The organism is Acinetobacter sp. Li1LvA2 (genome assembly GCF_056156705.1).
The window spans coordinates 1-26,740 of sequence record NZ_JBSICF010000006.1 but is presented as its reverse complement, the minus strand read 5'-3'; the positions used below and the strand labels follow the sequence as shown (position 1 = coordinate 26,740).

The following is a 26,740-nucleotide window of genomic DNA, read 5'->3' as shown; positions in this document are numbered from 1 at the left end:
AGTAAGAGTGTCTGACTGTGGTATTGATTGAAGAACTTAAAATTAAAGCGCAGTTCTAATCTGCGGGCAAGCAGCCAAGTCAGCATAAAGTGCATGAACTTGTTCTAATTCTTCAAAGCGCAATTGTGCTGTTAAAGAATGATACTTGCCGGTGCGAGATTCTTGAACTTTTAATGTTGAGTGGTCGAAGTCTGGGAAATGTTTCACCAAAATATCGACTACAGCAACACGTAATTCTTCACCCGCATCGCCAATAAGTTTAATTGGATAATCCATCGGAAATACCCAAAGATGTTCTTGTAGTTCGCGAGATGGAGTGCGGTCTAACATAAGTTACCTCATGATTTGAAACGCCTGCATTATCGCAGGCGTTTATAGCTCTTTCTATTAAATGGGGCTTGGTTTTGAAATTTCAAGCCTTCAAAACTTAGTCATTTTCCAAGAAAGAACGTAAGTGTTCAGAACGAGAAGGGTGGCGTAATTTACGCAATGCTTTCGCTTCAATCTGACGAATACGTTCACGTGTTACGTCAAATTGCTTGCCCACTTCTTCTAACGTATGATCGGTTGGCATATCAATACCAAAACGCATCTTCAATACTTTTGCTTCACGTTCAGTTAAGTTTTCCAATACTTCACGTGTTGCTTCTTTTAAGCCTTCTGAAGTCGCAGCATCAATTGGAGAAGTGATGTTTTGATCTTCAATGAAATCACCAAGATGCGAATCTTCATCATCACCAATAGGTGTTTCCATTGAAATTGGTTCTTTGGCAATTTTAAGTACCTTACGAACCTTAACTTCGTCCATTTCTAAACGTTCACCTAATTCTTCAGGTGTTGGTTCACGGCCCATTTCTTGTAACAATTGACGAGATACACGGTTGATCTTGTTAATTGTTTCAATCATATGTACAGGAATACGAATTGTACGAGCCTGATCGGCAATCGAACGGGTAATCGCCTGACGAATCCACCAAGTTGCATAAGTCGAGAATTTATAACCACGACGATATTCAAACTTGTCTACAGCTTTCATCAAACCAATGTTCCCTTCTTGAATCAAGTCAAGGAACTGTAAACCACGGTTGGTATATTTCTTCGCAATCGAAATTACCAAACGAAGGTTGGCTTCTACCATTTCTTTCTTAGCACGGCGTGCTTTCGCTTCGCCAATTGCCATACGCTTAGAAATATCTTTAATTTCAGCAACGCTTAAACTAAGTTCTTTCTCAATATCTGCAATTTTTTGCTGGAACGCTAAAACATCCGGACGAACTTTTTCTAAATGCGCCTTGATTTCAGCAGGAGCTTTAGCAATTTGTTCATCTAACCAAGCTGGATTAGATTCTTGCTTAGGGAAAGATGTACGGAATTGAGTACGATCCATACGGCCACGACGTACTGCATAACGCATGATTTCACGTTCATTGGCACGAATTTGTTCATGTGTGCCACGAATCATTTCAGAAATGATATCGAATAAACGTGGTGTAAATTTAAACATCATAAACACAGTAGCTAACGCTTCTAAAGCTTCGTCTGCTTCAGGGCTGTTACGGCCATGTTTCTCAATAATACCTTTTGTTTTAGTCCATGCAGATTCAAGTTCATTAAAACGAATCTTTGCAACTTCAGGGTCTGGACCAGACTCACCTTCAGAATCATCGTCGCTTTCTGACTCTTCATCTTCTTCGTCATCGTCAAGCTTAACTTCTTTTGCTGGTGTAGCTGGCGCATCATCTTCTTCAAGTTCTGTTTCTTCTTCTAGAACTTCAGGAATATCTTCGTCAGTTTCCGGATCAAGATAGCCAGATAAAATATCGGCAAGGCGACGTTCGCCAGTCAAGAAATCATTATATTCTTTTAATACAACTTCAACAGCATTTGGCCAGTACGCAATTGAATTAAGGACATCACGGATCCCTTCTTCAATACGTTTTGCAATGCTGATTTCACCTTCACGGGTTAACAGTTCAACTGTACCCATTTCACGCATGTACATACGTACAGGATCTGTCGTACGTCCAGGCTCATTTTCAACCGATGCAAGTACGGCAGCAGCTTCTTCTTCAGCAACTTCATCAGCTGTGTCAGTTGACTCACCGAACATGGTATCGTCAGATTCAGGTGCACGCTCGTGTACAGGAATACCAACGTCTTGAAGCATTTGAATAATGTCTTCAATCTGTTCGCTTTCAGTAATCGAGTCCGGCAGATGATCGTTAACCTCAGCGTAAGTTAAGTAACCTTGTTCTTTGCCTCGGCTAATCAGAGCCGCTACTTGAGAAGTAGGGGAATGCATATCGCTCATCTTTGCTTACTCTTCGTTGAATCTGTGGCAGTGAAAAACCGTGCATGATAGCACAATTTGCTTGAAATGTTTTGGGTTTGATCGGTAACCGTTAAATAAAAAATATCTTTGAATTCACGTCTGTTTTTTGAATATTGGGCTAAAATCATTTTTTTCAAGCTTAAATCATCGAAAAGATCATAGAATTTTTTCTTGATTAAAAAAATAGTTGAGTTTTATAAATACACAATTTTTCGGGTGAAAAAAAGTACAAATATGCAGTTTAATGAAAAAAATACAAATAAAACTTGACATGATTCTGTAAGAGAGATAAATAGCGCCTAGACCCATTCACATTTTTTCATTAGAGGTAGTTTTAGTGTCTTCTACAGATTTTGAACTAGATGATAACTACGGTGATGATGATGATGTCGGTTTTGATGAGTCATCAGGCAAAATCACTGCGAAAGAATCATTAGAAAAACGTAGATTAATTGATGATCTATTGGCTCAACGCCGTTTAGAGCGTGAGTTGAAAGATTTTGATTATGATTTAGACGATGATGATCTTGATGATGAAGACTAATCAAATCTGAATAGGGCATCGTCAGCTTAAATGCTATGCTATCGTAGATTTCTTTTTTATAGTCAGGTAACACAATGAGTGCGTTAGATTTAGACCAATTAAGTGAATATCTAGATGGAGACCACAATGAGTATGGTCTAGATTTCGCTGCAACTCATGGTTTTCTGTGTGCAATTGCAGTAGGCCCTCAGTTTGACCGTTGGTTAGATGAGCTGTTTGATAATAACCATAAAAAGGTTCCTGCTGAAATTATTCAGCAAATCAAGGCGTGGTTAGAGTCAATTCGACAAGATTTAGCAAATGAGAATGGAATTGTATTTCCATTTGAAATTGAAGAAGCTGATGTTGAATCTAGCTTAGGCGACTGGAGTGTGGGATTTGTTGATGCAATGTTCTTAAATGAAGAGGCATGGTTTGCCCCTGAACATGAAGAACAATTAATTGATTTAACTTTACCAATGATGGTATTTAGTGGAATTGATGAAGAAGATCCGCAGATGGAATCTTTCCGTCGTAATGGACAGTTAATGGATGAACTGGCAGAAGAAATTCCAGATAATTTGAATGAATTATATTTGATGTACCATACTCCAAATTAATTTATTAGAAGAAATAATAAATAACGTCCTTTCTAGGGCGTTTTTTATTATTTGGCTTTTTTAATTGTTTAAAGAATGAAGTAGTCTTTTTTAAGGTTTATCTTAAATTTAGAGCTTTAATTAGGATGTTGAACGAGTTGTTTTCATAATCTGGTGGAGTTTGGATGTTAAAAGTTCCAAAATTAGCTTTCAGTGAATGAATTGGTTTTTGAAGGGCTATGTAGTCAAAATATTTTTATTATTTCTATAAAAAAGGCATTTAGAAAACTAAATGCCTTTCCATTAAAAATTATAAGCGTTTACGCTTTGCAGCTGCAATTTGCGACTGGCGCATACGGAAACCAGCTTTTTGTTTTTCAGTTGTCTTGTCGATGCAATACACGCATGAAACACCATGTTCATAACTTGTTAAAGCTGACTCTTCTGGAGTTAATGGCCAACCACAAGCATGACATTTAATATTTACGCCTTCCTCAACGCCATGAGTTACAGCAGTACGTCCGTCAAATACGAAACATTCGCCTTCCCATAAACTTTCATCGGCAGGGGTTTCTTCTAGGTATTTAAGGATACCGCCTTTGAGGTGATAAACCTCTTGGAAGCCTTCTTGAAGAAGTAAAGATGTTGATTTTTCACAGCGAATACCGCCTGTACAGAACATCGCAATTTTTTTATCTTTATGTTGCTCTAGCTCTTTTTTGACATATTCTGGGAACTCGCGGAATGTCTCAGTTTTAGGGTCGATTGCACCTTTAAAAGTGCCTGCCTTATATTCATAGTCATTACGTGTGTCGATTAAAATTACATCATCACGTGCAATTAAATCATTCCACTCTTTTGGATCGAGGTAGTGACCCACTAAGTCGCGGGGTTTAACCTCAACACCTAAAGTTACAATCTCTTCTTTAAGTTTAATCTTCATTTTACGGAAAGGTTTGTCAGAGCTATGGGATTCTTTGTATTCCATAGAAGCAAAACCTTCATTAAGCAAAAATTGATAGAGACTATCAATTGCTACACGATCGCCCGCAACAGTACCATTAATTCCTTCACCTGCTACAATCAGAGTTCCACAAAGGTTAATTGTTTTCACTAAGTCTAATAGACGTTGCTGAAGATCTGCAGGATCTTGAACTTCTTTAAATTGATATAGTGCTGCAACAACCCAACCCGCGGTCGCTTGCTGTTCTACAGGTGCAAGCTGTTCTACAGTAGCGTTCATGGAAAACTCCAAATGTATTAAGATATAAATTTAAGGCGCATATTTTAGCGCGAAAATGTGTAATAAGCGAGAAAACCATAAAAAGTATATGGTTTATTTAAGGAGTTTGTTTTGAGTAATGATCATCGAATGCTCTCTCTCACCCCATGTGCAGGGCGTTGTTCAACAGTTTTTGGTGATCAGGTGTGCCGTGGTTGTCGCCGTTTTAACCATGAAGTGATTCAATGGAATACGTATACAGCAGAGCAACGCTTGGCTGTGTGGAAGCGCTTAGACGATCAGTTGAATCAAATCCTAGTACCTATGTTGCCTCATGCGAACTTACAGCATGTAGAGGGATTTATTTTAAGTAAGCGTGTTCGGTTGATGGAAGGGGCGAGTAAAGGCCGCAAGCTTTATCATGCTTTGAAAATATGTGAAAAAAATAAGCATCTGGCACACGAGAGTGGTTTGGGTATTTCAGAACCTCAAGTCAAAACAATATGGGTTGAATTTGAAAGACGTGTTCTAGCTTTGGCTAAAGCGAGTTATGAGTTGGCTTGGCTCCGAGCTGATGGGATTAGTCATCATTTATTAAGTGTGTTTGATGAAGAATAAGTTTTAAATTGAATTGAAAATACCACAATAAAAAAGCTGCCAGAAGGCAGCTTTTTTATCATTAATTTTCTTTCGAATATTAACGTTTGATATCGCGCTGAGTCGGGCCAGTGTAAAGCTGACGAGGACGACCGATTTTGTATGGTGCGCTGTGCATTTCTAACCAGTGGCTGATCCAACCTACTGTACGTGCAAGAGCAAAGATTACTGTAAACATTTCTGTTGGGATACCAATCGCTTTAAGGATGATACCTGAGTAGAAGTCTACGTTAGGGTAAAGTTTACGTTCAACAAAGTACGGGTCGTTCAATGCAATACGTTCAAGTTCCATAGCAAGCGCTAATTGAGGATCATTGATATTTAATGCTTCAAGAACTTCGTCACAAGTTTGTTTCATGACTTTAGCACGTGGGTCGAAGTTTTTGTACACACGGTGACCGAAGCCCATGAGTTTAACTTCTTTACGTTTTACTTTTTCCATGAACTCAGCAACGTTTTCTACACTGCCGATTTCATCAAGCATCTTAAGAACAGCTTCGTTTGCACCACCGTGAGCAGGTCCCCAAAGCGCAGAAATACCTGAAGAGATACATGCGTATGGATTTGCACCAGTAGAACCAGCAAGACGTACTGTGGATGTCGAAGCATTTTGTTCGTGATCAGCGTGAAGCGTGAAGATACGATCCATTGCACGAGCAAGAACAGGATTTACTTTGTAATCACGGTCAGCAGGAGTAGCAAACATCATGTGTAAGAAGTTTTCCGCGTAATTTAAGTCATTACGTGGATAGATGAATGGTTGACCTACTGTGTATTTGTAACTCCAAGCAGCAAGTGTTGGAATTTTTGCAATTAGACGAATCGCAGTGATTTCACGGTGATTGATGTCTTCAATGTCGAGGTTGTTGTGATAGAACGCAGATAATGCACCCACAACACCAACCATGATTGCCATAGGATGAGCATCACGACGGAAACCATTGAAGAAGCGGCTAACTTGGTCATGAACCATAGTATGAGCACGAACTTTGGCATCAAATTCTGTTTTTTGTTCAGCAGTTGGGAGCTCGCCATTTAATAATAAATAACAAGTTTCAAGATAGTCTGCTTGAGTTGCTAATTGGTCGATTGGGTAACCGCGGTGTAATAAAATACCTTTGTCACCATCAATGAACGTAATTTTAGACTCGCATGCAGCTGTCGCCATAAAACCAGGATCGAAAGTAAAATGACCTTCTTTCAATATGCTGCTGACATCAATTACATCTGGACCTAAAGTGCCACTGTAGATTGGTAAACCAATTTCTTTGCCATCAAGATGTAATACGGCTTTTTTGCCATTTGCTTCAGACATTCAATAGATCTCCTGTCCTGGTGAATGTTGATCTGACTCGAAATCCTAATGTTCTCATGTGCGAATCAGACGGTGTCAAAATTTGCTATAAGATTAGTGAGTACTGAAATTTTGTCAATTATACTTATGGATAAAAAATAACGTTCTCACAGAGAGTTAGTCATCAAGACCCGAGCAAAAAAGTCAGTAAAATCACTGCATCGGGATGGTATAATAAGTCAATTCAATAAGAACGTGCAGAAAAAAAATGAAGTATCAGTACAATTGTAAGCAAATTTTTAAATTAAGATGAGGAATGGCAAGTCGGTAGAAAATGCCAATCCAATTAAAAAAATCATAAAACTCATGGTGTAATTTAAAATTAATAATCAAAAAACACTCTATTTTTATTTAGTTGTAACAAAGAATGTTGCTGTTTTTTTAAGTTTAATTGTATAAAAAATAGCTAATTGAACTGCGTTAAAATAATTATAAATTTTATTTTCAATAAAAATTGCTTTCTCAAATGTATTTTAGATTGACTGATTTGTATTGAATCCAACTAACTTCACTTAGTTGAATTGTAGCTTTTATTGAAAATATGAGCAGTTACTAACATTTTTCTATTTATATGATGAATTTATAACTTTATCTTTAGTCTAAAATTTGCTTATTTAAAAGAAATTGCAGAAAAAATGAAATTAAATAAAAAGTTATTTTAAACAATAACATGATGAAACTCTGTATGCCATTTTAACGGGGTTAATAGGGTGATATCATTGTTAATGATTCTTATTTAATTGTTTTTTGCTTAAATGGGAAAGTGGATTGTTTGTATTTTGATACTTCGCGTTTTATAATTCAGTGTCGTTTATAGGTTAGGCATGAGCTGTGCTTGCCTAACAATGCCAGCTTTCCTTGGAATTAATTCAACAAACTCCGGTCGGAGTTTCTACCTACAGGATGCCCGCTGTGAAAAGCAACAGACCTGTCAATTTGTCCATGGGTCAGGTGTTAGCGGTAAATTTACGCTCACCCGTGGCTATTGCATCAATTTTACACCGTTTATCAGGTGTCATCGTTTTCTTATTAGTACCAGTTCTATTATGGATTTTAGATAAATCATTATCTTCACCAGAAGGATTTGACTACGTTAAAAATGTCGTGTTTGGGAATATCCTTGTACGTTTTATCGTTTGGGTATTTGTAGCCGGCTTGTTATTCCACTTTATTGCTGGAGTAAAGCACTTACTTGCAGATTTAGGTTTTGCTGAAGAACTGCAAAGTGGTCGTATAGCAGCGACAATTTCATTGATCTTATCTGTGGTAGCTATTATCGCAGCCTTTATATGGATTATGTTCTAATGAAAAGTGCTACAGGTTTAACTGGTTCAGGTTCTCGTGATTGGTTTATCCAGCGTGTAAGTGCGGTTGTACTTGCAGCCTATACTGTTGTTCTTTTGGGTTGGATTCTCTGCAAAGGTGGATTTGACTATCAACAATGGGCTGGTTTCATGATGACATTACCAATGAAGATTTTCTCTTTATTGGCAATTTTATCGCTTATCGCACACGCATGGATTGGTATGTGGCAAGTTTTTACTGACTATGTCACTACTCGTCAAATGGGTCCTTCAGCGAAAGGTTTACGCCTTGTACTGACGACGGCTGTCATTATTGCAGTGTTTGTGTACGCAATCTGGGGTATCCAGATTTTCTGGGCGAATTGATAGGAAGACATCATGGGCGCGATAACCCCTAAAGAAGATTATTCAAATATTCAAAACCTCACTTTCGATGCAGTTATCGTTGGTGGTGGTGGTTCTGGTATGCGTGCATCTTACCAACTCGCTCAAGCGGGTTTGAAGGTTGCAGTACTCACTAAAGTTTTCCCGACACGTTCGCACACTGTAGCTGCTCAAGGCGGTATCGGTGCGTCGTTAGGTAATATGCAAGAAGATAACTGGCATTTCCATTTTTACGATACAGTAAAAGGTTCTGACTGGTTAGGTGACCAAGACGCAATTGAATTTATGTGTCGTGAAGCACCAAAAGTTGTATATGAACTTGAACACATGGGTATGCCGTTTGACCGTAACGCTGATGGTACAATTTACCAACGTCCGTTCGGTGGTCACTCTGCTAACTATGGTGATAAGCCAGTTCCACGTGCTTGTGCAGCTGCGGACCGTACAGGTCATGCATTATTGCACACGCTTTATCAAAGCAACGTGAAAATGGGTACTCAATTCTTCGTTGAGTGGATCGCTCTTGATTTGATCCGTAACGAAGCTGGGGATGTTCTTGGTGTAACAGCAATTGACCAAGAAACTGGTAACATTTCAGTATTCCAAGCAAAAGCAACATTATTTGCTACTGGTGGTGCTGGTCGTGTTTACCGTGCATCAACAAATGCTTATATCAACACTGGTGACGGTCTTGGTATGGCTGCTCGTGCTGGTATTCCATTACAAGATATGGAATTCTGGCAATTCCACCCAACGGGTGTTGCGGGTGCTGGTGTATTGTTGACTGAAGGTTGTCGTGGTGAAGGTGCAATCCTTCGTAATAAAGACGGCGAACCGTTCATGGAACGTTACGCACCGACTTTAAAAGACTTGGCTCCACGTGACTTCGTTTCACGTTCTATGGACCAAGAGATTAAAGAAGGTCGTGGTTGTGGTCCAAAAGGTGATTATATCTTACTTGATATGACTCACTTGGGTGCTGAAACAATCATGAAGCGTTTACCATCTGTATTTGAGATTGGTAAAAAATTCGCGAACGTTGATATTACAAAAGAAGCGATTCCTGTAGTACCAACAATCCATTATCAAATGGGTGGTATTCCTACGAATATGCATGGTCAGGTGTGTTTACCTGAAGTGGGTACAGACAACTACACTAAACCTGTAAAAGGTTTCTATGCAATTGGCGAATGTTCTTGTGTATCAGTACATGGTGCAAACCGTTTAGGTACTAACTCACTTCTTGACTTGGTTGTATTTGGTAAAGCTGCTGGTGAGCACATTATTGATTACGTAACTAAGCATCATGGTGATGAATATGCACCTCTTCCAACAAACGTATTAGAGCAAACATTAGATCGCGTACGTAAATTGGATGACTCGACTTCTGGTGAAAATGCTCAAGAAGTTGCTGATGCAATTCGTGATATCGTTCAAGATCACGCTGGTGTATTCCGTACTCAAGCATTGCTTGATAAGGGTGTAAAAGAGATCCTTGCTCTTGAACCACGTGTGCGTAACATTCATTTAAAAGATAAATCTAGAGTATTTAACACTGCACGTGTTGAAGCGCTTGAAGTTGAAAACTTGTATGAAGTTGCAAAAGCAACTCTAATTTCAGCTGCTGCGCGTAAAGAGTGTCGTGGTGCGCATACTGTAGTTGATTATGAATTACCAGCTGATCACCCAACTTATTCATACGGTCGCCGTGATGATGAGTGGATGAAACATACGTTATGGTATTCATCAGATAACCGTTTGGAATATAAGCCAGTGCGCTTCAAACCGTTGACTGTTGATGCAATTCCGCCAGCACCACGTACATTCTAATCGGGAGTATAAAGATGAGTAGAGGTACTCGTACATTCGAAATCTACCGCTATGATCCTGATAAGGATAAAGCGCCGTACATGCAAACTTTCAAGCTTGAATTGACTGACAAGCACCGTATGCTGCTTGATGCATTGCTTGCATTGAAAGTTCAAGACGAATCGTTAACATTCCGTCGTTCTTGCCGTGAAGGTATTTGTGGTTCGGATGGTGTGAATATCAATGGTAAAAATGGTTTGGCTTGTTTAGAAAACCTGAATGATTTACCAGAGAAAATCGTAATTCGTCCATTACCAGGTTTGCCGGTGGTTAAAGATTTGGTTGTTGATATGAACCAATTCTATGATCAATATGACAAGATTCAGCCATTCTTGATCAATAACCAACCAGCTCCACCTAAAGAGCGTTTACAATCTCCTGAAGAGCGTGAACACTTAAACGGTTTGTATGAATGTATTCTTTGTGCATGTTGTTCAACTTCATGCCCATCATTCTGGTGGAACCCTGATAAGTTCTTGGGTCCTTCAGCATTATTGAATGCATACCGTTTTATTATTGATTCTCGTGATACTGCTACTGCAGACCGTTTGTCTCGTCTTGACGATCCATTCAGTTTGTTCCGTTGTAAAGGTATCATGAACTGTGTGTCAGTATGCCCTAAAGGTCTAAATCCTACAAAAGCAATCGGTCACATCCGTAATATGCTATTAGATCAAGCGGGTTAATTCTGCACAAATAGAGAACGCACATCCTTGATGTGCGTTTTTTTTTAACTTTATAATGTAAACTTTAGACTTTGGTCGAAAAAGATGAGGTTTTTATATATTGCACCATATATTAAAAGATAAAATCGCATATGTATTTCGCCAATTTATAGGTGGTATGTGTCAAAAAAATCAATCGTTCGTTAAGAACATGATACGATTTGCCACAAAGTTATAGGTGAAAAAAGCGTATACTATTGAAATTAATTTAAGTAGCACAATCTTAGATCTGTGCTTAATTTTTATGGTTAAAGTCATTTTAGAAAAGTTAATTTTAAAGTTAATTTTTCTAAAAAGATTTGCAAAAAATTGCTCGGTTTTAATCGAGTATAAGGTGAGTGATGATGCCATTGAGGGTGTTGTGATTCATTAATTACCTATGGAGTTTCCTCTCTAGGTAGTATGACGCCCCATGGTCTTAAAGACCTGTTGGGTAAGTAATGCCTTTTTTACCAATTTGGCATTATGCATCATGGGTGTGCTTAAAAGGCAGCCTGTAATATTTTTTGCAATAGGAAATGGGTCCACAAATGCAAGAAGTTGCTGACGCATTGCGTCTTGACACTGAACTTTCCGCTGATAGTGCAGCGTATATTGAAGAACTTTACGAGCAGTACCTGTCTTCCCCAACCTCTGTAGCTGAGGACTGGCGCCAATATTTCGATAAATACCCAAAGGGTGACCAACCACACGGTGCTGTGCGTGAGCAATTCCTATTACTAGGACGCAATGCTAATCGTGTTCAACCTGTTGTACAAAGTACGGTAAGTACTGAGCATGAGCGTCGTCAAATCGGCGTTTTACAACTTATTGCTGCTTATCGTAATCGCGGACATCAAAAAGCTAAGTTAGATCCATTAGGTCTTGCTAAGCGTGAAGAGATTCCAGATTTAGAGCTTTCAGCTCACGGTTTAACCAAATCAGATCTAGACACAGTATTTAACACTGGCAATCTTGAGATTGGCAAAAGCGAAGCTACGCTTGCTGAAATGATTGAAGCAATGGAAGCAATCTATTGTGGTTCAATCGGTGTTGAATATATGCATATCGTGGACACAAAAGAAAAGCGTTGGATTCAACAGCGTCTTGAAAGTGTTCGTGGTCAGCTTAATTTTACAAATGATCAAAAGAAAGGGTTCCTGGAGCGTTTAACCGCTGCAGAAGGACTTGAAAAATACCTAGGCAATAAATACGTTGGTGCTAAGCGCTTTGGTGTAGAAGGTGGTGAATCTTTTATTCCTATGGTGAATGAAATCATTCAACGTGCTGGTGCTGTTGGTTGTAAAGAAGTTGTTATTGGTATGCCACACCGTGGCCGTTTAAACCTTCTTGTTAATATTATGGGTAAAAACCCTGCAGACTTGTTTGGCGAGTTTGAAGGTAAAGCTATTCATAAGAAAGGTTCTGGCGACGTTAAATACCATCAAGGTTTCTCAAGTAATGTAATGACTCCTGGTGGCGAAGTTCACTTGGCATTAGCATTTAACCCATCTCACTTGGAAATCGTTGGTCCTGTAGTTGAAGGTTCTGTGCGTGCACGTCAAGTGCGTCGTAGAGACATCGGCGGTGATGATGTATTACCAGTCATTGTTCATGGTGATGCTGCATTTGCAGGTCAAGGTGTGAACATGGAAACTTTCCAGATGTCACAAACTCGTGGCTATACGGTTGGTGGTACTGTACACATTATCGTGAATAACCAAGTTGGTTTTACAACTTCTGATCCACGTGATGCGCGTTCTACTGAATATTGTACTGACGTTGCAAAAATGATTCAGACGCCAATTTTCCATGTGAATGGCGATGATCCTGAAGCAGTAATCTTTGCTACTCAATTAGCACATGATTTCCGTCACGAATTCCGTAAAGACGTAGTACTTGACTTGTTCTGTTACCGTCGTCGTGGTCATAATGAAGCAGATGAGCCATCTGGTACACAGCCATTGATGTATCAAGTGATTGCTAAAAAAGCAACAACTCGTACACTCTATGCAGACCAACTTGTTCAAAACAAAGTAATTGATCGTGCTGAAGCAGACCAAATGGTTGAAGATTACCGTGCTGATTTAGAAGCCGGAAACCATGTGGCAAACGCTTTGGTGCTTGAACCAAATACAAAAATGTTTGTTGATTGGACACCTTATTTGGGCCATGACTATACAGACGATTGGGATACTTCATTTGACTTAAATCGCTTAAAAGAATTAGGCGAGGGCATGAGCAAACTTCCGGAAGGATTTGTTATGCAGCGTCAAGTGCAAAAAGTAATTGAAGATCGTGTGAAAATGCAAACTGGTGAAACTGCATTGAACTGGGGTGCTGCTGAAACTTTAGCTTACGCAACCTTGATCGATGAAGATTACCTTGTTCGTATTACTGGTGAAGACGTTGGGCGTGGTACATTCTCGCACCGTCATGCAAAATTGCATAATCAGGTAGATGGCTCAACGTATATTCCGCTTTGTCACGTTAAAGAAAACCAGCCTCGTTTTGCAATTTATGATTCTTTATTATCTGAAGAAGCTGTTCTTGCATTTGAGTATGGTTATGCAACTACAATTCCTAAGAGCTTAATTATTTGGGAAGCACAATTTGGTGACTTCGTAAACTGTGCTCAGGTTGTAATTGACCAGTTTATTGCTTCTGGTGAGACTAAGTGGGAACGAGTTTGTGGTTTAACAATGTTGTTACCACACGGTTTCGAAGGTCAAGGTCCAGAGCATTCATCAGCTCGTTTAGAACGTTTCTTACAGTTATGTGCTGAAGATAACATGCAAGTGATCACTCCAACGACACCTGCACAGATTTTCCATGCATTACGTCGTCAAGCTGTACGCCCAATTCGTAAGCCATTGATCGTAATGTCACCGAAATCTTTACTTCGTCATAAACTTGCGACCTCTACTTTAGAAGAGCTTGCAAATGGTTCATTCCAAACTGTAATTGACGAAATCGATCAAATTAATAAGTCAGATGTAACTCGCCTTGTACTTTGTGGTGGTAAAGTTTATTACGACTTACTTGAAAAACGTCGTGAACAAAACTTAACTAACGTCGCAATTGTACGTATTGAGCAGTTATATCCATATCCAGAACAACGTCTTGCGGAAATCTTAGCTGCATATCCAAACGTGAAAGAACTTGTTTGGGCACAAGAAGAGCCGAAGAACCAAGGCGCTTGGTTATTTATCGCACCGCGTTTATACGACGATATCTTAAAATCTGGCAAACAAATCCGTATCAGTTTTGCAGGTCGTGAAGCTTCTGCTGCACCAGCTTGTGGCTCACCGTACTTGCATGCAAAACAACAAGCTCAGCTAATTAATGATGCATTGGCAATCGAAGCTGAACAATCAGGAGATTCTCAATAATGGCAACCGAAATTAAAGCACCGGTATTCCCAGAGTCTGTTGCAGATGGAACCATCGCAACTTGGCACAAAAAGGTGGGTGAACCTGTATCACGTGATGAAGTGATCTGTGATATTGAAACCGACAAAGTTGTTTTAGAAGTGGTTGCTCCTGCAGATGGTAGCTTAGTTGCAATCATTAAAGGTGAAGGCGATACAGTTCTTTCTGATGAAGTGATTGCTCAGTTTGAAGCTGGTGCTGGTGCAGCTGCTGCTCCTGCAGTAGAGCAAGAAGTTGCTCAAACTCAAGCTGGTGCAGCTCCTGTTGTTGAGCGCACTGAAGCTGTATCTGGTCAAGCTCCTGCAGTTCGTAAAGCTTTGTCTGAAACTGGTATTGCAGCTGCTGACGTACAAGGTACTGGTCGCGGTGGTCGTATCACTAAAGAAGATGTAGCAAACCATCAAGCTAAACCAGCTGCTAACGTTACTCCGTTAAGCGTAGCTGTTGGTGAGCGCATCGAAAAACGCGTTCCAATGACTCGTTTACGTAAGCGTGTAGCTGAGCGTCTTCTTTCTGCAACTCAAGAAACTGCAATGTTAACTACATTTAACGAAGTTAACATGAAACCAATCATGGAATTGCGTAAGCAATATAAAGATGCGTTTGAAAAACGCCATGGTGCTCGTTTAGGCTTCATGTCATTCTTTGTTAAAGCTGTAACTGAAGCACTTAAACGCTATCCTGCGGTAAATGCGTCAATTGATGGCGACGATATTGTTTATCACGGTTACTATGACATCGGTGTCGCAGTTTCTTCTGATCGTGGTCTTGTTGTTCCAGTATTACGTGATACTGATCGTATGAGCTATGCAGAAGTTGAAGCAGGTATTGGTGCGTATGCTGCTAAAGCACGTGACGGTAAATTATCTATCGAAGAAATGACTGGTGGTACTTTCACTATTACTAACGGTGGTACTTTCGGTTCATTACTTTCAACTCCAATTTTGAATCAGCCGCAAACTGGTATCTTGGGTATGCACAAAATCCAAGAGCGTCCTATGGCTGTAAATGGTCAAGTTGAAATCTTGCCAATGATGTATTTAGCGCTTTCTTATGACCACCGTATGATCGATGGTAAAGAAGCAGTAGGTTTCTTGGTAGCAATCAAAGAATTGTTAGAAGAGCCAGCTAAACTCATCCTTGATCTTTAATTTCTTCGAATAATATTACCGAGATAGAGCGATCCTCTATCTCGGACCATGGAGATAAACAATGTCTCAACAATTTGATCTTGTTGTTATTGGCGGTGGTCCTGGTGGTTATGAAGCTGCAATTCGTGCTGCTCAACTAGGTTTTAAAGTCGCTTGTATCGAAAAACGTATTCACAACGGTAAGCCATCTTTAGGTGGTACATGCTTAAACGTAGGTTGTATCCCTTCTAAAGCATTACTTGACTCTTCACATCGTTATGAAGATACAGTGCATCATTTAGCTGATCACGGTATTACTACAGGTGAAGTGAATTTTGATCTTGCTAAGCTTCTTGCTCGTAAAGACAAAATTGTTGACCAATTAACTGGTGGTATCGATCAATTGCTTAAAGGCAATGGTATTGAGTGGTTAAAAGGTACTGGTAAATTACTTGCTGGTAAAAAAGTTGAGTTTGTTTCACACGAAGGTGAGACTCAAGTTTTAGAACCTAAATACGTAATTCTTGCGTCTGGTTCTGTACCTGTAAATATTCCAGTAGCTCCTGTAGATCAAGATATTATTGTTGATTCAACTGGCGCATTAAACTTCCCAGAAGTACCTAAACGTTTAGGTGTTATTGGTGCTGGTGTAATCGGGTTAGAACTTGGTTCTGTTTGGCGTCGTCTTGGTGCTGAAGTTGTTGTATTTGAAGCGATGGATGCATTTTTACCAATGGCTGATAAAGCTTTGGCAAAAGAGTACCAAAAGCTTTTAACTAAGCAAGGTCTTGATATTCGTATTGGCGCTAAAGTTGCTGGTACTGAAGTTAATGGTCGTGAAGTGACTGTTAAATACACTCAAGGTGGCGAAGAAAAAACTCAGACTTTTGACAAATTAATCGTTTGTGTAGGCCGTAAAGCTTATGCAGAAGGTTTATTGGCTGATGATTCAGGCATTAAATTGACTGAACGTGGTCTAGTTGAAGTAAACGATTACTGTGCAACTTCTGTAGAAGGTGTATATGCGATTGGTGACTTAGTTCGTGGTCCAATGCTTGCTCATAAAGCAATGGAAGAAGGTGTAATGGCTGTTGAACGTATCCATGGTCATGCAGCTCAAGTGAACTACGACACAATCATTTCTGTTATCTATACACATCCGGAAGCGGCATGGGTTGGTTTAACTGAAGAACAAGCTAAAGAAAAAGGTCATGAAGTTAAAACTGGTCAATTCGGTTTTGCTGTAAATGGTCGTGCTTTAGCGGCGGGTGAAGGTGCTGGTTTCGTTAAGTTTGTTGCTGATGCAAAAACTGACCGTTTATTAGGTATGCATGTCATTGGACCTGCTGCATCTGATATCGTACACCAAGGTATGATCGCTCTTGAATTTGTATCTTCTGTTGAAGATCTTCAGTTAATGACATTTGGTCATCCAACATTCTCTGAAGTTGTTCATGAAGCTGCACTTGCTGTAGATGGTCGTGCAATTCACGCGATTCAACGTAAGCGTAAATAAAATAAAGAGCGGTTCTCCGCTCTTTTTCACATTTGATGGTGTGATTAAAAAAACATCAAGGTGATAGAGGTAGACAGCAATTTGCATATACAACATGAGAATGTTGTGCAAATTGAAGACAACAAACAAAGTTAAGTAGGTAACTAAATGAACTTACATGAGTATCAAGCTAAAGCGTTATTGAAAGAATATGGTATGCCGGTACAAGAAGGTATCTTGGCAACCAATGCAGACGAAGCAGTTGCTGCATTCGAACAGCTTGGTGGTAAATTCGCTGTAATGAAAGCGCAAGTTCATGCTGGTGGTCGTGGTAAGGCTGGTGGCGTTAAAGTTGCAAAATCTAAAGAAGATGTTATCGAGTTTGCAAATAACATTATTGGTACTCGTCTTGTAACGTATCAAACTGATGCAAATGGTCAACCAGTAAACAGCATTATTGTTGCTGAAGACGTATACCCAGTTGAGCGTGAGCTTTACTTGGGCGCGGTTGTAGACCGTTCTAGCCGTCGTATTACTTTCATGGCTTCTACAGAAGGTGGTGTAGAAATCGAGAAAGTTGCAGAAGAAACTCCAGAAAAAATTATCAAAGTTGAAGTTGATCCATTAGTTGGCTTACAACCATTCCAAGCGCGTGAAGTTGCGTTTGCTTTAGGTTTGAAAGACAAGCAAATCAGCCAATTTGTTAAAATTATGGCTGCTGCTTACCAAGCATTTGTAGAAAATGACTTTGCATTATTCGAAATTAACCCACTTTCAGTTCGTGAAAATGGCGATATTTTATGTGTAGATGCAAAAGTTGGTATCGACTCTAACGCGCTTTACCGTTTACCTAAAGTTGCTGCTTTACGTGATAAATCTCAAGAGAATGAGCGTGAATTAAAAGCATCTGAATTCGACCTTAACTATGTTGCTTTAGAAGGTAACATCGGTTGTATGGTTAACGGTGCTGGTCTTGCAATGGCAACTATGGACATCATTAAACTTTATGGTGGTCAGCCTGCAAACTTCCTTGACGTTGGTGGCGGTGCAACTAAAGAGCGCGTAATCGAAGCGTTCAAAATCATCCTTGCTGATACATCTGTACAAGGTGTTTTAATTAACATCTTCGGTGGTATCGTACGTTGTGACATGATTGCTGAAGCGATTATTGCAGCGGTTCAAGAAGTAAATGTAACTGTTCCAGTTGTTGTTCGTTTAGAAGGTAACAACGCGGAGTTAGGTGCTAAATTACTTGATGAATCTGGTTTGAAATTAATTTCTGCGAACGGCTTGTCTGATGCCGCAGAAAAAGTTGTAGCTGCAGTTAAAGCGTAAGGGGAGTATCAATCATGAGCGTATTAATTAATAAAGACACTAAAGTATTGGTACAAGGTTTTACTGGTAAAAACGGTACTTTCCACTCTGCACAAGCTTTAGACTACGGTACAAAAGTTGTTGGTGGTGTTACTCCAGGTAAAGGTGGTACTACTCACCTTGATTTACCAGTATTCAACACAATGAAAGAAGCTGTACGTGAAACAAATGCAGACGCATCTGTAATTTATGTACCAGCTCCATTTGTTTTAGATTCTATCGTTGAAGCGGTTGATTCAGGTGTTGGCCTAATCGTTGTGATCACTGAAGGTGTTCCAACAATCGACATGCTTAAAGCAAAACGCTACTTAGAAACTAACGGTAACGGTACTCGTTTAGTTGGTCCTAACTGCCCAGGCGTGATCACTCCAGGCGAATGTAAGATTGGTATTATGCCAGGTCACATTCACCAACCAGGTCGTATTGGTATCATCTCACGTTCAGGTACATTGACTTATGAAGCTGTTGCTCAAACAACTAAGCTTGGTTTAGGTCAGTCTACTTGTATCGGTATTGGTGGTGACCCAATCCCAGGTATGAACCAAATCGAAGCTCTTCAATTGTTCCAAGACGATCCAGATACTGATGCCATCATCATGATCGGTGAGATCGGTGGTACAGCGGAAGAAGAAGCTGCTGAATTCATCAAATCTAACGTGACTAAGCCTGTAGTAGGTTACATTGCTGGTGTAACTGCACCTAAAGGTAAGCGTATGGGTCACGCTGGTGCGATCATTTCTGGTGGTCAAGGTACTGCTGAAGAGAAATTCGCTGCATTTGAACGCGCGGGAATGGCTTACACTCGTAGCCCAGCTGAGCTTGGTTCAACAATGTTGCAAGTTTTAAAAGAGAAAGGTTTAGCTTAATCGCTTTATTCTGAATCTTAAAAAACACCGCATCTGAAAATGATGCGGTGTTTTTTTATCTATTAAATAAAAAATAAGTAATCCAAAATAAAATTTCTAAAGAAACAAAATATTTAAGCAAAAAAATACGCAATGATTGGGGTGATCATTGCGTAGAACAACGAATCTGTAAAAACAGTTTCGGTTTAAGGAGAAATGTCGTGAGGTTCATATAATGTAACCTACATGATGAATAATAGAGATAGTTAAGAAATTCTTCATCGCTATTAGCGTTAATAAGTGTTACTTCACGTTAATAGGGTAAAAGCATGTGAATAGTTGTCAATACATTAGTAATTCTAAAAAATTATGCTATGAATAAAATAAGCATAAAAAAAGCCCCGAAGGGCTTTTAATTTTTAAAGGAATTAGAATTTAAATAATCCTAAACCATCTTTAACTTCGTCTAAGGTCTGTTGAGTAATAAGACGACACTTATCTGTACCTTGACGTAAAACATCCATAATGTAGTCAGGATCTTTGGCAAGTTCTTCACGACGTTCACGGATAGGGCTAATCAATTCTTTTAAAACACCTTCAAGGCGTTTTTTAACAGTTCCATCACCTAAACCACCGCGACGATAATGTGCTTTTAACTCTTCAACTTCTTCTTTATTTGGGTCAAATGCATCTAAGTAAGTAAATACAATATTTCCTTCAACCTGGCCTGGATCTTCAATGCGAAGATGATTTGGGTCGGTATACATTGCATTTACAGCTTTTTTAATGTCTTTATCAGAAGCATTTAAAACAATGGTATTACCTAATGATTTAGACATTTTTGCCTTGCCATCAAAACCAGGTAAGCGTGCCATATTTGAAAGCAAAGCTTTACATTCAGGTAAAAGGTCTTGGCCAATCTGACGGTTTACTCGACGTACAATTTCATTGGTTTGTTCAATCATTGGAATTTGATCTTCACCCACTGGAACCACAGTCGCTTTAAAAGCAGTAATGTCAGCCGCTTGTGCAACAGGGTAGCAGAGGAAACCAGCCGGAATGTCACGCTCAAAACCACGCATTTGAATCTCGGACTTAATAGTCGGGTTACGCTCTAAACGTGCAACCGTCACGAAGTTAAGATAAAGCATAGTAAGCTCATTCAGTGCTGGTAAACATGATTGAACGCAAATCGTGGTTTTTGTTGGATCAATGCCTACAGCTAAATAATCTAGAGCAACTTCCAAAATATTGCGACGGACTTTATCTGGGTTATCTGCATTGTCTGTTAGGGCTTGTGCATCTGCTAACAAGAGATGTTGATGATGGCTATCCTGTAAACCTACACGAGAACGCAAAGAACCGACAAAATGCCCAAGATGAAGTTGTCCGGTTGGGCGGTCGCCTGTCAAAATAATTGGACGCTGATCAACATTACTCATTATTTATTCCACTGTCTTATTGGCTTAATCAGGGGTAGTAAGCCCTGCAATATAAAAGATTGGCATTATTGTACGGGAAATAAAAAAAATTCGTCAGCGATTGGTTAAACTTTTCTTAAAATAATATTGTGAATTTATTCAGTAAAATTACAGAAATTGAAAAAAATCATCTTACAATAGCCTAATAAATACAAACTTGGATAAGAAATGGCAAGTGGCTTACTTTTATTACTAGATGATATTGCAACAATTTTAGATGATGTTGCTTTAATGAGCAAAATGGCAGCAAAGAAAACTGCTGGTGTTTTAGGCGATGATTTAGCTTTAAATGCGCAACAAGTTACAGGTGTGCGTGCAGATCGCGAAATACCTATAGTTTGGAAAGTGGCTAAAGGTTCATTTGTTAATAAACTTATTTTAGTTCCTTTGGCTTTGTTGATTAGTGTGATTGCTCCTTGGCTGATTAATCCACTATTAATGTTGGGAGGTTTATTTTTGTGTTATGAAGGGGTAGAGAAAGTTCTTCATACCATTATGCATAAAAAGCCCACTACATCAGAAGAAGCAAAAGCAGAATTTGATAGTGAAGAATTAGATTTAGCAAATTTTGAAAAAGAAAAAGTAAAAGGAGCCGTTCGAACAGATTTTATTTTATCTGCTGAAATTGTTGTTATTTCTTTAGGCACCGTGGCTACAGCTAGTTTAATGACTAAGGTAAGCGTACTCAGTATTATTGCTGTTGTGATGACAATTGGCGTTTATGGCTTAGTTGGCATGATTGTTAAGATTGATGATTTGGGATTATATTTAACGAAGCAAACTGCCTCATTTAAGCAGACTATAGGTCGAGGTTTATTAGCTTTTGCACCTATTTTAATGAAACTACTTTCAATCGTAGGCACCATTGCAATGTTCTTAGTGGGTGGTGGGATTATTAATCATACGATTCCGTTACTTCATCACTTAACTGAAAACACAGTGGACCATATAGAAACAATACCAGCGGTAGGCAATATTATTGGTGCTTTAACACCGACACTGATTAATTTTGGAATAGGACTGGTTGCAGGTGCAATTGTTCTATTAATTGTGAGCTTAATACAAAAAATGTGGCCCAAAAAAGCATCGGGTTCATGATGCCATTCTAAAATAAGAGGGAAATTATGCGCTGGAAAGGTCGTCGAATTAGTACCAATGTGGAAGACCGTCGAGGTGGTGGCGGTGTTAGAGCAGGTGGTATCAGTATTATTGGTTTGGTTGTTGCATTTGTTGCGTGGAAGTTTTTTGGGGTTGATCCACAACAAGCTTATCAGGCAACTCAGCAAGTCACTGCATCACAGCAGTCAAATGCAACTGCGCCAGAAAATTTAACACCCGAGCAAAAAGAAGCCTCTGATTTTGTTGGAACTGTTTTGGCTGATACAGAGGATACGTGGACTCCTATATTTAAACAGTTAGGTAAAACATATACGCCACCAAGATTGGTGCTATTTAGTGGAATGATTCAATCTGGATGTGGTACTGCTCAATCTGCAATGGGACCATTTTATTGTCCAGCAGATCAGAAGGTTTATATCGATACAGAATTCTTTAAAGATATGCGTCAGCAAATGGGAATTTCTGGTGAGCAAAACCAAACTGAACTTTCAAGACAAGATCAGGCAGGTGATTTTGCTCAAGCTTATGTGGTTGCACATGAGGTAGGGCACCATGTTCAAACCTTGCTTGGTATTTCTTCACAAGTACAACAAGCCCGTGCACAAGCAAGCCAAAGAGAAGGTAATCAATTATCTGTTCGCCAAGAATTGCAAGCGGATTGTTTAGCGGGTATTTGGGCGAGTCATAATCAGCAACGTACTCAATTTTTAGAGCAAGGTGATATTGAAGAAGCGATGGATGCTGCTCAAAAAATTGGAGATGATTATTTACAGAAACGCTCTACTGGTCAGGTGGTTCCAGATAGCTTTACCCATGGTAGTAGTGAACAGCGAATGCACTGGTTTCAGGTTGGTTTAAAAACTGGCGATATTAACCAATGCGATACTTTTAATAATCCAGTTTAATTTTTTCTAGGATGAGTCTTGTTAAACATATTTAAGAAGCTCATCCGTTTTTTAGATCATAACTATAAATAATGTTAAGAAATTTAACAGAGTGATAGATTGTTCAATCAATTCGTTAAACTTGTGTCCTAATTTCTGTTTTTTATGATTATGGCATTCTTTATGCCAGTTTTTTATTAAGTTTGGTCGATCTAACGAAGTTTCACTTATTTGGTCGTTGACCCAGAAGAAGGGTATTAATGGGTAATTTTTTTCTACTACAAGCATTCACAGTGGTTTTTGCGCTATCAATCGCAACCACGATCTTCAATAAGCGCATTTTAGGCTTTCCTCAGGCTATTGGTGTGCCGCTGGTCTCAGCAATTTTTGTCTTTATTTTGCAATGGGGCGCAAGCCTGCTAAACGGTAACCAGTTTATTACTATTAATATTCATAATATTGAAGAAGCCGTGCGCCATATCGATTTTTATGATTTTTTAATTAATGGTGTCATCTGTTTTATTTTAACTTCTTCAGCACTTAAATTTAAAATTTCTGATTTAAAAAGTTACTGGAAGCAAATTAGTATCTTGGCCACCATTGCATTAGTCATTTGCGCCGTTTTATTTGGTGGATTGCTCTACGGGTTCCAACTACTGGTTGGATATCATGTGCCAATTCTGGTGCTTTTACTTTTAGGTGCAGCTTTAGGGGCAACAGATCCTATTGGTATTAAAGGTGTACTTAGTTCGATTCGTGCACCGCATCATTTGATTGTTAAGCTAGAAGGCGAGTCACTCTTTAATGATGCAATGTGTATTGCATTGTTTATGACTTTGCTCAATGTTTTACAGGGTGAACATTTCTCGTTGATGGCGACACTAGAAGCTCTACTCTATGAAATTGTTGTTGCGGTCGGGATTGGTTGGGCATTTGGGGTAGGGGTGTTGCGTCTATTACGTGGTAAACACGAAATGGAGTCCCTGATTTTGACAACAGCTTTGCTTGCGAGTGGAGCATATTTAGTGGCTTTGTTTGCCCATGCATCAGCACCGATTGCCTGTGTAATAGGTGGTTTAATTGTTGGAAACAAATGGAAAGAAATACGAGAAGAGCGAGAGATTCAAGAGGTTAATCATTTTTGGCATACTGTAGAAGGGATCATCAACTCATTCCTATTTACTTTGATTGGTCTAGAGTTATTTATTCTTGATTTAAACTTTAGCCTAATTTTAGGCGGTATTGTTGCGTTCTTTATCCTACATATCTCTCGTTTTGCAGCCAACTTCATGGCTTTTGCCTTTTTCCCGAATATGCGGAAAATGAAAAGTTATAATGGTAGTTTAACCATTTTATCTTGGGGTGGGGTACGAGGAGGGATTTCACTTGCATTGATTTTGGCGGTTGCCAATATTCCTGCATTAAGTCCTTATAGCAGTATCCTGATTGGCTATACTTTTATTAGTGTGTTGTTATCAGGCATCGTATGTGGTCTAGGCCTACCAGCTGTGATGAATGCTTTCTATTACAATCCGAATGAAGAAACCGAAGGTTTAAAAGGTCTCTATCAACGATTGTGTCATAAGATGAATCGAAGAGGCTTTCAATATATTGTTGGAGAGGATGCACTGGGTAGAGAAACAATTACCGTTTTTAATCCGGATATTCTGGTTGACCAAAAAACTGAAGATGGAATTGCAACAATGCATGACCCAAATAAGTTACAAGAAGTAAAACGATTTGAGAGTCCAGATAATTTCTAAATATTTGCGGTTTTAAATTTTATAAAAGATTTACAAATTAGGTTTTAGTGTAATAGTGAAATATTACCTAAAGCCTTTTTTTTCTATATATATCATTAATAATATATTTTATTTTATTAAGATATTAATAATTGTTATATGGATACTTTAATTAAATGACTTTTCAACAAATGGTAAATATAAAAAAAGAAATTTGTTTTATATATAAAACATTTAAAGAAATTTTCCATTAAATTAACACAAGATAAACTCAAAGAAGACTTATATATAATTTCTATTAATTAAAATTTTTTCTTTAGGTACTTTAGTATTTGTTTTTTTTATTTTAAAGTGGTTAATGTAAAAATGATCACATTACTTAATGTTTTTAAGTTGTAGGTCAAAAACTTGAAAACATTAAGTAAAAAGAATTATACAAAAATCATTTAAATCAATAATATAAAAGGAATACAGATATGCCTGAAATACAAATTATTGCCAAGGATAGTCACGACACCTTGTCAACCATCAAGGGAACTTCCGCATCGCTTACAGAAGCATCGGTTGTATTGGTAAAAGTGGCTGCCAGTGATGTATTGGTAGTAAATAGGGAGGGAACCAATGCAGTCATTCGCCTGAAAAATGGCGAGACAATTGTTATTGAAGGCTTTTTTAGTGGAACAGCTGAGCCTAAAGATAACAGCCTTGTTTTTCAAGACGAAAATGGACAGTTAATTTGGGCAAAATTCAAAGATGCTGAAAATGATGCAGACGCTGATGCTGATGCGGATGCTGATGCCGACAGTGATGTTGAGCCACAAGCACTCGTAGCTGAAGATTTACCAGCTGCTTTACCAGCAGAGGCACCACAAGAGTTGGTGTCTGATGTCATTTATCAACCTATTTCTTCAATTGAACCATTGCTTTATCACGATGGCGGCATAAACCCGTGGTTGTGGGCTATCCCATTAGTTGCGGGTGGTATTATCGCAGCGGCATCGAACCATGATAGTAATAATGACTCTTCAACACCTACCGATACTACTCCACCAAATACAGATGGCGTAACTTTCTCTGTTAATTCAGTTACATCTGATAATGTACTTAATGCCTCAGAAGCAGCAGGTAATGTCACGATTACTGGTATTTTGAAAAACATTCCAGCAGATGCAGCAAATACTGTTGTGACCGTTGTAATCAATGGTGTGACTTATAATGCGATAGTAGATAAGGATGCGGGTACGTGGAGTGTAAGTGTACCGGGTAGTGGTTTAAAAGCAGATCCAGATCAAACTATTGATGCTACTGTAACGTTTACAGATGCAGCAGGTAATAGCAGCACTGTTAAAGATACGCAAACTTATACAGTAGATACCACAGCGCCAAATGCACCAGTAATTGATCCGGTTAACGGGACAGACCCGATTACGGGTACAGCAGAACCTGGTTCAACAGTAACGGTGACTTATCCTGATGGAACGAGTACAACTGTGGTTGCGGGACCAGATGGTACATGGTCAGTAGATAATCCAGGTCTTAAAGATGGAGACACGGTAACAGCAGTAGCAACAGATCCTGCTGGCAATACTTCCGGACCAGGGACTGCTATTGTGGATGCAGTTGGTCCAAATACAGATGGTGTCAACTTTGCAGTCGATTCAGTAACTGCTGATAACGTAATTAATGCCTCAGAGGCATCGGGCAATGTCACCATTACAGGTGTCTTGAAAAATGTTCCGGCAGATGCGACGAATACAGTCGTTACTGTTGTTATTAATGGTCAAACCTATACTGCAACAGTTGATAAAGTTGCAGGCACTTGGAGTGTAAGTGTACCGGGTAGTGGTTTGGTTGCTGATGCAGATAAAACCATTGATGCTAAAGTAACTTTCACTGATGCAGCAGGTAATAGCAGCACAGTTAACGATACACAAACTTATACGCTTGATACATCAGCACCGACAGTCGCTCTTGATGATGTGTTGACCAATGACAGCACACCAGCGTTGACGGGTACAGTGAACGATCCGACTGCGACTGTGGTGGTGACTGTGGATGGTGTGGACTATCCAGCGACCAACAATGGTGACGGCACCTGGACGCTTGCAGACAATACACTGCCAGTGCTAACAGACGGTCCACACACCATTACCGTGACTGCAACAGATGCAGCAGGTAACAAAGGTACAGATACAGGTGTAGTCACAGTTGATACTGCAGCACCAAATACAGGATCAGTAAATTTTGCGATTGATTCGGTAACATCTGACAACGTGATTAATGCCTCAGAG

Annotated in this window: 22 protein-coding genes and 1 pseudogene; 17 read left to right on the top strand and 6 right to left on the bottom strand. The window is 39.2% G+C overall.

From position 1 onward, the window contains the following. Positions 1–42: 42 nt before the first annotated feature. On the bottom strand, positions 43–330 hold the full coding sequence (locus tag ACS604_RS12690) for a YbeD family protein (RefSeq protein ID WP_002116017.1): 288 nt from the start codon (positions 328–330) through the stop codon (positions 43–45). A 97-nt stretch (positions 331–427) separates the two neighbouring features. Further along, on the bottom strand, positions 428–2,311 hold the full coding sequence (rpoD, locus tag ACS604_RS12685) for an RNA polymerase sigma factor RpoD (protein WP_005310050.1): 1,884 nt from the start codon (positions 2,309–2,311) through the stop codon (positions 428–430). 358 nt (positions 2,312–2,669) lie between these two features. Here rpoD and ACS604_RS12680 point away from each other — a divergent pair, with 358 nt between their 5' ends. Both ACS604_RS12680 and ACS604_RS12675 read left to right on the top strand, forming a co-directional pair. Continuing rightward, positions 2,670–2,876 carry a PA3496 family putative envelope integrity protein gene (locus ACS604_RS12680; protein WP_002116495.1) on the top strand — a complete coding sequence of 69 codons (207 nt, stop codon included), beginning with the start codon at positions 2,670–2,672 and terminating at the stop codon, positions 2,874–2,876. A 74-nt stretch (positions 2,877–2,950) separates the two neighbouring features. Then, positions 2,951–3,475, top strand: a complete 525-nt coding sequence (locus ACS604_RS12675) for a YecA/YgfB family protein (RefSeq protein ID WP_004789407.1) — start codon at positions 2,951–2,953, stop codon at positions 3,473–3,475. Positions 3,476–3,764: 289 nt separating this feature from the next. Here the strand turns inward: ACS604_RS12675 and trhO are convergent, their stop codons facing one another. After that, complete coding sequence (trhO, locus tag ACS604_RS12670; RefSeq protein WP_049838014.1) at positions 3,765–4,697, bottom strand: oxygen-dependent tRNA uridine(34) hydroxylase TrhO; 933 nt, start codon at positions 4,695–4,697, stop codon at positions 3,765–3,767. A gap of 111 nt (positions 4,698–4,808) precedes the next feature. Here trhO and ACS604_RS12665 point away from each other — a divergent pair, with 111 nt between their 5' ends. Then, complete coding sequence (locus ACS604_RS12665) at positions 4,809–5,294, top strand: DUF1289 domain-containing protein (RefSeq protein ID WP_107881187.1); 486 nt, start codon at positions 4,809–4,811, stop codon at positions 5,292–5,294. A 79-nt stretch (positions 5,295–5,373) separates the two neighbouring features. On the opposite strand, the gene gltA is transcribed toward ACS604_RS12665, so the two are convergent. Both gltA and ACS604_RS12655 read right to left on the bottom strand, forming a co-directional pair. Continuing rightward, on the bottom strand, positions 5,374–6,648 hold the full coding sequence (gene gltA, locus ACS604_RS12660; RefSeq protein ID WP_004789414.1) for a citrate synthase: 1,275 nt from the start codon (positions 6,646–6,648) through the stop codon (positions 5,374–5,376). A 361-nt stretch (positions 6,649–7,009) separates the two neighbouring features. Continuing rightward, positions 7,010–7,093 (bottom strand): annotated as a pseudogene (locus ACS604_RS12655) (hypothetical protein); the annotation flags it as partial. Positions 7,094–7,590: 497 nt separating this feature from the next. Here ACS604_RS12655 and sdhC point away from each other — a divergent pair. The 10 genes from sdhC to sucD all read left to right on the top strand — a co-directional run bounded on the left by sdhC (position 7,591) and on the right by sucD (position 19,244). Beyond that, positions 7,591–7,992 (top strand): succinate dehydrogenase, cytochrome b556 subunit, encoded by a 402-nt coding sequence (sdhC, locus tag ACS604_RS12650; RefSeq protein WP_081399112.1) that lies wholly within the window; start codon positions 7,591–7,593, stop codon positions 7,990–7,992. After that, positions 7,992–8,357, top strand: a complete 366-nt coding sequence (gene sdhD, locus ACS604_RS12645) for a succinate dehydrogenase, hydrophobic membrane anchor protein (RefSeq protein WP_003655454.1) — start codon at positions 7,992–7,994, stop codon at positions 8,355–8,357. The genes sdhC and sdhD overlap by 1 nt, the downstream gene beginning before the upstream one ends. Before the next feature lie 12 nt (positions 8,358–8,369). Beyond that, positions 8,370–10,205 carry a succinate dehydrogenase flavoprotein subunit gene (gene sdhA / locus ACS604_RS12640; protein ID WP_004789419.1) on the top strand — a complete coding sequence of 612 codons (1,836 nt, stop codon included), beginning with the start codon at positions 8,370–8,372 and terminating at the stop codon, positions 10,203–10,205. A gap of 14 nt (positions 10,206–10,219) precedes the next feature. Continuing rightward, positions 10,220–10,930 (top strand): succinate dehydrogenase iron-sulfur subunit, encoded by a 711-nt coding sequence (locus ACS604_RS12635; RefSeq protein ID WP_004789420.1) that lies wholly within the window; start codon positions 10,220–10,222, stop codon positions 10,928–10,930. Between the two features lie 283 nt (positions 10,931–11,213). Continuing rightward, on the top strand, positions 11,214–11,342 hold the full coding sequence (locus ACS604_RS12630; RefSeq protein WP_002116082.1) for a hypothetical protein: 129 nt from the start codon (positions 11,214–11,216) through the stop codon (positions 11,340–11,342). 157 nt (positions 11,343–11,499) lie between these two features. After that, complete coding sequence (locus ACS604_RS12625; protein WP_004789422.1) at positions 11,500–14,340, top strand: 2-oxoglutarate dehydrogenase E1 component; 2,841 nt, start codon at positions 11,500–11,502, stop codon at positions 14,338–14,340. Beyond that, positions 14,340–15,530 (top strand): 2-oxoglutarate dehydrogenase complex dihydrolipoyllysine-residue succinyltransferase, encoded by a 1,191-nt coding sequence (odhB, locus tag ACS604_RS12620; RefSeq protein ID WP_004789424.1) that lies wholly within the window; start codon positions 14,340–14,342, stop codon positions 15,528–15,530. Before ACS604_RS12625 ends, odhB begins: the two co-directional genes overlap by 1 nt. A 61-nt stretch (positions 15,531–15,591) precedes the next feature. Then, complete coding sequence (gene lpdA, locus ACS604_RS12615; RefSeq protein ID WP_004789427.1) at positions 15,592–17,025, top strand: dihydrolipoyl dehydrogenase; 1,434 nt, start codon at positions 15,592–15,594, stop codon at positions 17,023–17,025. A 147-nt stretch (positions 17,026–17,172) separates the two neighbouring features. Further along, positions 17,173–18,339, top strand: coding sequence for an ADP-forming succinate--CoA ligase subunit beta (sucC, locus tag ACS604_RS12610; RefSeq protein ID WP_003655470.1), 1,167 nt, complete (start codon positions 17,173–17,175; stop codon positions 18,337–18,339). Between the two features lie 14 nt (positions 18,340–18,353). After that, positions 18,354–19,244, top strand: coding sequence for a succinate--CoA ligase subunit alpha (gene sucD / locus ACS604_RS12605; RefSeq protein WP_003655479.1), 891 nt, complete (start codon positions 18,354–18,356; stop codon positions 19,242–19,244). Positions 19,245–19,651: 407 nt separating this feature from the next. Here the strand turns inward: sucD and trpS are convergent, their stop codons facing one another. Then, positions 19,652–20,665, bottom strand: coding sequence for a tryptophan--tRNA ligase (gene trpS / locus ACS604_RS12600; RefSeq protein WP_004789430.1), 1,014 nt, complete (start codon positions 20,663–20,665; stop codon positions 19,652–19,654). Positions 20,666–20,872: 207 nt separating this feature from the next. Between trpS and ACS604_RS12595 the strand changes: the two genes are divergently transcribed. From ACS604_RS12595 to ACS604_RS12580, 4 genes are all read left to right on the top strand, one after another. Then, positions 20,873–21,802 (top strand): DUF808 domain-containing protein, encoded by a 930-nt coding sequence (locus tag ACS604_RS12595; RefSeq protein WP_004789432.1) that lies wholly within the window; start codon positions 20,873–20,875, stop codon positions 21,800–21,802. A gap of 26 nt (positions 21,803–21,828) precedes the next feature. Further along, positions 21,829–22,728 carry a KPN_02809 family neutral zinc metallopeptidase gene (gene ypfJ / locus ACS604_RS12590; RefSeq protein ID WP_004789433.1) on the top strand — a complete coding sequence of 300 codons (900 nt, stop codon included), beginning with the start codon at positions 21,829–21,831 and terminating at the stop codon, positions 22,726–22,728. Between the two features lie 239 nt (positions 22,729–22,967). Then, positions 22,968–24,470 (top strand): cation:proton antiporter, encoded by a 1,503-nt coding sequence (locus ACS604_RS12585; protein ID WP_004789435.1) that lies wholly within the window; start codon positions 22,968–22,970, stop codon positions 24,468–24,470. Between the two features lie 455 nt (positions 24,471–24,925). Beyond that, a partial coding sequence (locus tag ACS604_RS12580; protein WP_474771900.1) for a BapA/Bap/LapF family prefix-like domain-containing protein occupies positions 24,926–26,740 on the top strand: 1,815 nt, incomplete at its 3' end.